General features: G+C 59.7%; 9 protein-coding genes. 8 read left to right on the forward strand and 1 reads right to left on the reverse strand.

What is annotated here, in order from left to right; translation table 11 throughout:
* Positions 1–143: 143 nt before the first annotated feature.
* The 6 genes from BGE01nite_RS07380 to BGE01nite_RS07405 all read left to right on the forward strand — a co-directional run bounded on the left by BGE01nite_RS07380 (position 144) and on the right by BGE01nite_RS07405 (position 7,467).
* A complete protein-coding gene (locus BGE01nite_RS07380; protein WP_146849792.1) occupies positions 144–1,124 on the forward strand; it encodes a GDSL-type esterase/lipase family protein in 981 nt (326 codons plus the stop codon).
* Between the two features lie 12 nt (positions 1,125–1,136).
* Positions 1,137–1,505 (forward strand): hypothetical protein, encoded by a 369-nt coding sequence (locus tag BGE01nite_RS07385; protein ID WP_146849793.1) that lies wholly within the window; start codon positions 1,137–1,139, stop codon positions 1,503–1,505.
* Positions 1,502–1,900, forward strand: a complete 399-nt coding sequence (locus BGE01nite_RS07390; protein ID WP_146849794.1) for a hypothetical protein — start codon at positions 1,502–1,504, stop codon at positions 1,898–1,900. The genes BGE01nite_RS07385 and BGE01nite_RS07390 overlap by 4 nt, the downstream gene beginning before the upstream one ends.
* A 56-nt stretch (positions 1,901–1,956) precedes the next feature.
* A complete protein-coding gene (locus BGE01nite_RS07395; protein ID WP_170266656.1) occupies positions 1,957–5,370 on the forward strand; it encodes a PVC-type heme-binding CxxCH protein in 3,414 nt (1,137 codons plus the stop codon).
* A 298-nt stretch (positions 5,371–5,668) separates the two neighbouring features.
* Positions 5,669–6,166, forward strand: coding sequence for a type III secretion system chaperone (locus BGE01nite_RS07400; protein ID WP_146849796.1), 498 nt, complete (start codon positions 5,669–5,671; stop codon positions 6,164–6,166).
* Between the two features lie 20 nt (positions 6,167–6,186).
* Entirely contained in the window at positions 6,187–7,467 is a 1,281-nt protein-coding gene (locus tag BGE01nite_RS07405; RefSeq protein WP_146849797.1) for a hypothetical protein, read from the forward strand.
* 39 nt (positions 7,468–7,506) lie between these two features.
* Here the strand turns inward: BGE01nite_RS07405 and BGE01nite_RS07410 are convergent, their stop codons facing one another.
* Positions 7,507–7,908 carry a glycine zipper 2TM domain-containing protein gene (locus tag BGE01nite_RS07410; RefSeq protein WP_146849798.1) on the reverse strand — a complete coding sequence of 134 codons (402 nt, stop codon included), beginning with the start codon at positions 7,906–7,908 and terminating at the stop codon, positions 7,507–7,509.
* A gap of 232 nt (positions 7,909–8,140) precedes the next feature.
* Between BGE01nite_RS07410 and BGE01nite_RS07415 the strand changes: the two genes are divergently transcribed.
* Both BGE01nite_RS07415 and vccB read left to right on the forward strand, forming a co-directional pair.
* Entirely contained in the window at positions 8,141–8,620 is a 480-nt protein-coding gene (locus tag BGE01nite_RS07415) for a histidine phosphatase family protein (protein WP_281292040.1), read from the forward strand.
* A 213-nt stretch (positions 8,621–8,833) separates the two neighbouring features.
* Positions 8,834–9,367 (forward strand): Verru_Chthon cassette protein B, encoded by a 534-nt coding sequence (vccB, locus tag BGE01nite_RS07420; protein WP_146849800.1) that lies wholly within the window; start codon positions 8,834–8,836, stop codon positions 9,365–9,367.
* Positions 9,368–9,426: the final 59 nt, after the last annotated feature.

The following is a 9,426-nucleotide window of genomic DNA, read 5'->3' on the forward strand; positions in this document are numbered from 1 at the left end:
CAAGTCAGGGCAGGTGGACAGATCTGATCAGGTGCTTCCCCGTGCGATCGCTGCCCCGGGAACACGTGACACGACTTCTCCCCGCCCCGGGTGGACTCCGCTTGACCCTCCGCACCTTTCTCCGTTAGCTTGGCGGCTCCCGCATGTCTGCCAAAGCCTCGCCCCTCATTCTCGCTCTCGGTTGGATCGCCCTGCCTCTCCTGGCCCAGGAGGTCACCCAGGTCTCCCCGCCTGCGGCCAAGCCTGCGGAGAAGGCCGCTTTTGAATTTCATGACGGCGACAAGGTGGTGCTGCTGGGAAACACCGTCTTTGAGCGCGAGCAGCGTTTCGGCTCCTTGGAGCCCCGCCTCGCCCTGGCTCTCGGGGATACAAAGGTCAGCATGCGCAATCTCGCCTGGAGCGCCGACACCGTCTTTGGTCATGCCCGCTCCTACTTTGGCCCGCCAGAGGAAGGCCTGCAGCGTCTCACCGGTCATCTGGAACTGCTGAAGCCCAGCGTGGTCATGCTCTGCTACGGGTCTGAGCTCGCCTTTGAGAAACTCGGCGGCCTCCCAGACTTCCTCACCGGTTATCGCAATCTGCTCGAGCTCATCCGCAAACACGCTCCCGGCGCGCGCATCATCATCGTCAGCCCTCCACCGCTGGAGACCCTGCCACCGCCACTCCCGGACCAGACGGATGCCAACAAGAGCCTCTCCAGCTTCCGCGATGCCCTGCGCAAGTTCGCCCTCAGCCAGAACACCTACTTCATTGACCTCTTCGAGCTCATGGGCGGTGTGCCGAAGCCCGGCGTGATCGTAAAACCTCTGACCGAAAACGGCGTGCACTACACCCGCGAGGGGTATGACAAGCTCAGCACGAAGCTCGTCGAAGGCCTCGGCCTCGCCATCCCCACCGTCGCACCAGCCGAGCTGGACCCCATCCGCCGCGAGGTGCTGGCCAAGGACGAGCTGTTCTTCAACCGTTTCCGTCCGCAGAACGAGACCTACCTCTTCGGCTTCCGCAAACATGAGCAGGGGCAGAACGCCAAGGAGATCCCCATGTTCGACCCCCTCATCGACCAGGCAGACGGCAAGATCCAGGCCGCCAAGGCCGCCCTGCTGGCCGGGAAGAAGCAGCTTTAAGATTCTGTCATCATGCCAGATTTCCCGATTCCAGCCCTCTTCATTCTTGCCGCAGATGCCGGCATCTTTGTCCTTTGGCTGATCTTTGTCATCCGCAAGGCGCCTCTCAAATTCCACTATGCCATGATCTGTGCCTCGCTGGGAATTTGGCTGCTTGGCATGGGCATCGCTTGCAGCCTCCTCCGGGAATTTGGAAACTACATGGGTAGGGTCGGTGTGGGTGATCCTTCACGACTGTCGAGTCTTATGGGAGACTCCCTCATCGTGGGAGGCATAGCCACTCACACCGTCATCAAACTGGTAGTGATCACAGCTATCGGCCTGCTGATCTACAAGCCCAAGCCAACCTCAACCGTCACTTCTGGGAAGGCCGTGTCATGAATCCAAACGAGACAACCATCGTGGTGGAATACAGCTTGGTGGACATGCTCAGCTTCATGGGTTCCACAGGCAGGATAGGTTTTGCGATTTCCGTGGCGCTGGTCATCGCTGCCATCGTCCTGGTTTTTCTCCGGCCGAGGCCGACCCTGTGCCGCGCTTACACCGTCGCCGCCATGCTGCCCTTGCTCGCAGGACTCGCTGACAGCACCTCCATCATGATGAGTGCGTTCGCCACTCTGGGTAAAAGCGGCCTGAGTGATATGGCGAAGTTTTGCTCGGCCATGGCTGAGATCGCCGTCCCTTTTCAGTTTGGATTGATAGGTTCTGCCTTCGGTTTTCTCAGCGCCGCCTTGGTCTGGATGCGTGCCAGGGACGACCAGCCTGCCAGTCACTGATTCATCTCTTCTCAAAACCACCCGCCCAGCATCGTAGGATGCTCCCCTCGTTTCCCATGTCCCTGCGTCTCCTTGTCTCCCTTTCGCTGCTGAGCACCGCCGTGCAGGCCTCCCAGCCCAAGTCCACGGCGGATCTGCCGGATCCAAATCCGGAAGTGCAGAAGGCCGGCTTCGTGGTGCCGGAAGGCATTGAGATTTCCCTCTGGGCGCAGGAGCCCATGATCGCCAAGCCCGTGCAGATGAACTGGGACGCGCAGGGCCGTCTCTGGGTCGTCAGCAGCACCACCTATCCGCAGATCAAGCCGGGTGATGGCACCAAGGACCAGGTCGTGGTGCTGGAAGACACCGATCACGATGGCAAGGCGGACAAGTCCACCGTTTTCGCTGAGAACCTGCACATCCCCACGGCTGTTATTCCCGGTGATGGCGGGGCGTACGTGGCGAACTCCACCGAGGTGCTTTTCCTCAAGGACACGAATGGTGACCTGAAGGCGGATGAGCGCACCGTCATGCTCAGCGGCTTTGGCACGGAGGACACGCATCACCTGCTGCACACCATGCGCTACACGCCGGAGGGCCTGCTGTCCTTCCTGCAGTCCATCTACATCCACAGCCATGTCGAAACTCCGTATGGCGTGCGCCGTCTCATGGGCGGTGGTGTGTGGGAGTTCCGTCCGGAGACACGCCGTCTGGAAGTCATCAGCAAAGGCCTCATCAATCCCTGGGGTTATGAGTTCGACCGCTGGGGCCAGTCCTTCGCCACAGATGGCGCCGGTGGTGAGGGCCTGAACTACATCTTCCTGGGCAGCGTTTTCAAGACCTCCCCGAATGCCAAGCGCACCCTCAGCGGACTGAATCCGGGCCAGCCGAAACAGTGCGGCCTGGAATACATCGACGATCCGCACTGGCCGGATGAATGGCAGGGCACCTGGGTCACGAATGACTTCCGTGGCAACCGCACGAACCGCTTCCACGTCACGCCGAACGGCAGCAGCTACATCGCCAAGCAGGAGGCAGACGTGCTCGCCTCCAATCACCGCGCCTTCCGCCCCATTGATGTGCGCCTCGGACCTGATGGCGCCCTCTACATCGCCGACTGGTACAACCCCATCATCCAGCACGGTGAGGTGGACTTCCGCGACCCTCGTCGTGACCTCGTCCATGGCCGCATCTGGCGCCTGACGGCGAAAGGCCGCCCGCTGAGCGAGATGCCAAAAATCGTCGGCGCACCCGTGCCGGAGCTGCTGGAAATGCTCAAGGCCCAGCGCAAATGGACCCGTCATTTCGCCAAACAAGAATTGCGTTCACGCGGTGCCGAGCAGGTGATCCCTGCTCTCAAAACCTGGGTCGACGGCCTCGACAAGAACGACGCGAACTACTGGCACAACCTGCTTGAGGCCGCCTGGGTGCGTGAAGGCGTGAACAAGTTCTCGCCGAAGCTCTGGCGTGATCTGGTGGCCAGCCCGGATGCCCGCGTGCGTGCCGCTGCCTATCGTCTTCTCACGCATCGCTGGCGCGAACTGCCAGACGCCCTGGAAGTCCTCACCAAAGGCATTGGCGATGAAAACGCACAGGTCCGTCTCTGGGCCATGGGCGTGCTGCATGAGCTTCGCCAGCCTCGCTCTTTCGAGCTCGCCTTGCGCGCTCTCGACAAACCCATGGATGAGTCCCTCGACTTCCTGCTGGAACTGATCGCGCGTGAGCAGACGGATGTTTGGCTTCCGCTCGTCATCAAAGGTGACCTCAAGCTCGACGACAATCCCAAGCACCTCGTCTACGCCATGAAGGCCACGGGCCGCAGCGAAGGTCTGAAACCTTTGTTAGACTCTTTCAAGGCCGGAAAGCTCGCCGCCGATGATGCCACCGCCGTGCTCACCATGGCTGGTGACGCTGCCGATGCCGCTCAGGTGCTGGAGATGAGCAATCTCGTCAACGATCCCGCCATGAGCGCGCAGGTCGTGGGCCTCATGGATGCCCTGGTAAAGGCCGGCATGACCCGTGGTGTGAAGCCTGAAGGTGCGCAGGAACTTGTGCAGGCCTGGCTTGCCAGCCCGCGTGCGGAGATCGTGCATCGCGCCACCATCCTCGCCGGTGCCTGGAAGGTCGAGGCCGCTCGTGCCACGCTTGAAACCATCCTCACCGCTGCCAACACCCTGCCTCCTGTGCGCGATGGTGCTGTGCAAGGTCTCGCCAAGCTCGGCGGCACCAAGTCCCGTGACTTCTTTGACCAGGTCTTCGCGGAACATGCTGAGCTGCGCAGCCTCGCCGTGCAGGGTTTGACGGATGTCGGCCCGCAGATTGCCGCCAAGCGTGCCATCGAGTTCTTCGCCACGGCGAAGACGGCCGCTGAAGCCGCGCCCATCCTCACTGCCTTCCTGAAGAACAAGCAGCTCCCCGGCGTGCTCGCGAATGAACTCAAAGACAAGACCATCCCTGACTTCGTCGCCGTCGAAGGCATCCGCATGGTCTCCACTCGCGGCATCAAAGGCCCGCTGGAAGATGCGCTGCGCGCCGCCGGTGGTGTGAAGCAGATGAACCAGGCCCTCACACCTGAGCAGATGACCGCGCTCGTCGAGAAAGTGAAGTCGCAGGGGGATGCCGCGCGTGGCGAGTCTGTCTATCGTCGCCAGCAGCTGCTCTGCATGAGCTGCCACGCCATCGGTGATGCCGGCGGTGTGCTCGGCCCGAACCTCGTCAGCATCGGCGGCAGCGCCCCGGTGGATTACCTCATCGAGAGCCTTCTCGAACCCTCCAAGAAAATCAAAGAGGGTTACCACATGATCATCATCAGCACCAAGGACGGCAAGGTCTTCAGCGGCGGTCTCGTGCAGGACGGCGGTGACGAGGTCATCATCCGCGACCCCGCCAACCAGCTTCAGAAAATCCCGAAAGCGCAGATCGCCAGCCGCCAGATGAGCCCCGCGAGCATGATGCCTCCCGGCCTAACCGCAAGTTTGCGCGAAGACGAGTTCGTCGACCTCGTCCGCTTCCTCTCCGAGCTTGGCCGCGAAGGTGCCTATAAGATCGCCCCGAACCGCTACGTCCGCACCTGGAAGGTCATGGGTCCCATGGACCAGGCCTTGAATGATCACATCCGCCACGTCGGCCTGCATGCCGTGCATGATAAAGAGACCGTCTATCCCTGGGAACTCCGTGTCTCCGAAGTCAGCGGCAACCTCCCGCTCTCCGAGCTCGTGAACGCGCAGAAGATGTATCCCTGGTTCCCAAAAATCGCCCGGTTCGCCCTCAAGCTCGAAGCCCCCGGCAAAGTCAAACTCGGCCTCAACGCCGTGAAGAACGTCAACGTCGTCGTCGGCGACAAAGCCCTTCAAGAGATCACCCCCGAGATCACCCTCGACCTCCCCGCCGGTGTGACCCCCGTCAGCATCATCATCTCCAAAGAAGCCACCGACATGCAAAGCCTCCGCGTCGAACTTCTCGAAGGTGCAGCGCAAGCGGTGGTGGAATGAGTTTGGCGGCATAGCTAATGATGGTGGGCATCTCTCTTCTGCAGTGTCCGAGGGGGATGACCTTGGGGAGTGCGCACAAAGTTGATGCCACGCATTTTTCTGGCTCGACCTGGATCGGCTCAAGGTGACGGAAATTGCAGCGCTGGCCTAACAGTGAGTGTTTTCACATGTTGATGACACCTCTCAGGTTTGCGAAAATGAAAAGGGAAACACATTTCCTGTAACGTGTGGAGATGGATTGCCTAATTAAGTATGGAATGCCGGAGACTCCCGAACTCCCTCCGGCATTTTGATAACGATGCATTCCTCTCCCGATATTGAAACTCCCCTCGCTGAAGTCCCCGCAGCACTGGCTTACATCATCGCAGATTTTGGAAATTATGCCGGACTTGAAGGCCTGGCTTTTGATGAGCAGAATCAGATTCATCTGACCTTTGACGACATCGAGATCACGATCGAGTTCATCAATGATACGGTCGGACTGATTTTGCAGGCTGTGGTGGGTCCCGTGGATTTGGAGGATGAGGTGTACATGATGCGCTGGCTCAATGCCATGAATGGCGCCGGCTTCCGCATCGGGGCAGGGGTGGCGACGCTGGTTCCAGACACGAACACGCTGGTGTGGTCAGACCGCTTGCTGGCAGAGTCCCTGAGCATCGACAGCCTCCAGGTGGCCTTTGATCGTGCGGTGCATCATGTGCGCGCCTGGCGCGATGCTTTGGATGACGCCGGCAATCCAGAGCTGGAATCCGCCGATGAGCAGGGCACGAGCCTTGCTGCCATGGTCCGAATCTAAAATCTCTTTCCGCCACCGTCATGAGCAACGTTCAAATTGCGCCTAACTACAATTCACGTCAGTTTTTGACCCAGTTGAGCGAGGGCTCAAAATCTGACATCGTCGGGTTGAGGCAGGGAGATCAGGGCGACTTTGTGGTCCGCTCCAAATCGCAGAGCGGCGTGTCCTGGTCCAAGTCCAAAGGCTTCAGCTCCCGGCAGGCCGAGCAGCAGAACCGGGCGACGGCCAAGCAACTTGTTCACACTCTTCTGTCGGATCCCTCCATCAACAAAAGAGGTGTCACCGTGGATTCCCCGAAGGCGGAGCAGTTGATCCGGACGATCGGCAACAAGCCTGTGACGGTGAAAGTGGCTCAACTGCTGGCGGACAACCTGCGCGGTATCCAGAACAACAGCGCCAAAGGTGTGTGGAAAGCGCTCGGCACAAACACGACCAATCCCTTGCTGAAGGTCGCGCGCTTCACCAAGGCCGTGCTCGGAGGCAACCTGGGACGTGACGAGGATGGCAGCAAGGCCAACGAGATCCATCGCATCAGCAAAGGCCAGTCCAAGACGGAATACGCGGTGGCCCAGAAAAAGCTCAAGGGAGTCGGTGAGGAGAATAACAACAATAATAACAACGACGTGCAGGCACCTCCGCAGGAGATGGAACTCGAGGAGATCGTGATGGACCAGGAGCCGCCGACTCCGAAAGGCGAGAATGAGTTCCTCAAAGAACTCCAGAAAAAGGTGGAGCCGCGCCGCCAGCGCATCGACCAAGGTTTGTCAGGCTCACCCGGATTTGACGGAGCCAAGCAAAGCTCCCCCACCATCACCCAGGGTGAAAAAGACAAGCTGATGAAGGTGCTCGACGAAGTCCTTCTGGAAGAAGGCGGGGACGACGTGAGTGCTTCAGAAACCGAGCTGAACGAGACACAGATCAATCAGCTCATGAGCGTGCTAAAGGAGATCGCTCCCGATGGCATCGAGCCCGAGGAAGATCATGAAACCGTGGATCAAAGTTCGCTAGGCCTGCAGCAGACGGGCGAGCAGGAGGAGAGCCACATCGACACGATCAAGCCGGACGGCATCAATGACGATGTGCAGGAGGATCTTTCCCACACCTACAGCGTGGAGGACGAGCTCGCCAAACCGCCGGAGCATTACGACGATCTGAACTACGTCGATCTCCGTGATCCCAGCCAGGTGAGGTCAGACAGCACCGGACCGAGCCGGGATGAAATCAGCGACTTCGCGGCGATTCTCAGCGGTCGTCCGCGAAAAAAGGATGTCCAAGAACTCCTCCACAAGCTCACGAACTGATCTTCAGGATTCTCCGGGGCGCTTCCCGGAGATCATGGATCAATACGCATACGAGTCGTTGTAGCCGTAATCGTAATCGTCGTCGTAGTCCGGCTGATACGCTGGCTGCGGCGGGTTATAGTAAGCGGGCTGGTAGTAGCTGTCCTGGCGGCTGGTTTCCATGACCCGGCCTGCCAGGGCGCCCAGCACGCCGCCGAGCGCCGCCCCTTCCAGGCCGCGACCGCTTTGGTGACCGATGATGCCGCCCGCGGCCGCACCCAGCAGCGCACCGCCCACCGTCCCCTGCGCTGGAGGTGCATAGCCCCCACCTCCATAACCACCGCCCGGATAACCGCAGGGCTGATGGTAGGCGCAGCCCGGACCGTAAGGAGCGACAACGCAGGAACTCAGCAGCAGGGCCGAAGCCAGCGGGATCATCGTGAGGAGGCGGAGAGAGGTCATGGCAAAGAGAGAGTTAGGAGGGCAAAAAAGGGGAGGAACAGCTTTCAGACGCGGCGCTGGCGGATTGATTCGATAGGGAAGGCGAAAATTTTTCCCGATGGAGCTTTTTTCCCGGAGCTGAGGACCGCCTCGGATTGACCGCGTCATGCTTCAAGCGTTGAATTGGTGCATCACCATGCGAGTCGGTCTTGTCCGCCATTTTCCAGTCTTAGAGCCCCTTCCCACGGGGTGGATGACGGCTGGCGACCTGCACGTATGGCGCCAGAGATATGACGAGGCGGACGTGCGCCCTGCGGCTGTGGAGGACGAAAGCACCCGCTGGTCCCGCTGCTATGTCAGCAGCATGACCCGTGCCCAGGCGACTGCCCGCGCCATGTGGTCCGGCGAGGCCATCACCCGTCATGAACTTCGGGAGGTAGAGTTTGCGCCTTTCGCGACAGGCGGGCTGCGTCTGCCAGTCTGGCTCTGGAGCCGGCTGGTCCAGTTAGCGTGGCTGACGGGGCATTCGTCTCAGCGCTCGCTTCGCGATGACTTTCGCGGACGGGTGCTGGCAGTAGCAGACCTTATTGAGTCTGATAAGGAAGATATTTTGGTCATTTCCCACGCCGGCATGATGCTTTTTTTAAGCCGGGAACTTCGGAAACGAGGCTTCCGTGGGCCTAAATTGGGGGTGGCTAAGCATGCCCAGATACATATTTTTGAGAGGCTTTGACCTTCATTCTACCGGTGGGCGCCATGCTCCGAAGTAGATGATTTATGCTCATTAGAACATTTAAAACCTCTCACGAAAGCGGCCAGAGTGCTTCTGAGTGCGTATTTACCATGTATTTAAATTGACGATACCTGCGCCGTCTTGGTATTCTCAACACAAAATCCGGAATTAGGTCCAACACCCACCAAGCCAACCTCTCCTTCTCAACGTCCCATGAAAACCCCTTCTTTCCCTGCGTTTTCGCGTCGGTTTTCCTCTTTGAAAGCCGGTTTCTCTCTGGTGGAGGTCGTTCTGGCCGTGGGCATCATGGCTCTTGGCGTGGTCACCATTCTGGGCCTGCTCCCGCATGGTCTGGAGATGTCACGCAAGACCGCCAACGAGCAGGCGCAGACGCGAATTGTAGACCAGATCACCGGTGAGCTGCAGGCTTCAAGCTGGGCCACCTTGGGGGGCCTCATCGGCCAGGGAGGTGGCAGCTCCATGGTGCTGCAATATGATGACCAAGGCCTGCGCACACGGGACTCTGCCCTGGCCACCTACATCGCCCGCGTGAGCCTTCAGGATCCCCAGGAAAGCACCACAGGCATGCAGATGCCAGGCAATACCGGAGCCCCGACGAACCCCAATCTGCGTCGCGTGAGAATCGAGGTCGCGACCTCTCAGGATCCAAATTTCAATTTCAGCAACCCGCCCCCCGCAGCCCCGGTCAAGCGCTTCACCAGCCTGATCGCCAAGATGCGTCCGTGAGTGTGAGTTTGTGCCCCCTTTTCAGAGCCTTTTCCCTTTTTCCCCCTACGTAATATGAA

The sequence above is a fragment of the Prosthecobacter gellanilyticus genome (assembly GCF_007992435.1).
In the GTDB taxonomy this organism is placed as follows: domain Bacteria; phylum Verrucomicrobiota; class Verrucomicrobiia; order Verrucomicrobiales; family Verrucomicrobiaceae; genus Prosthecobacter; species Prosthecobacter gellanilyticus.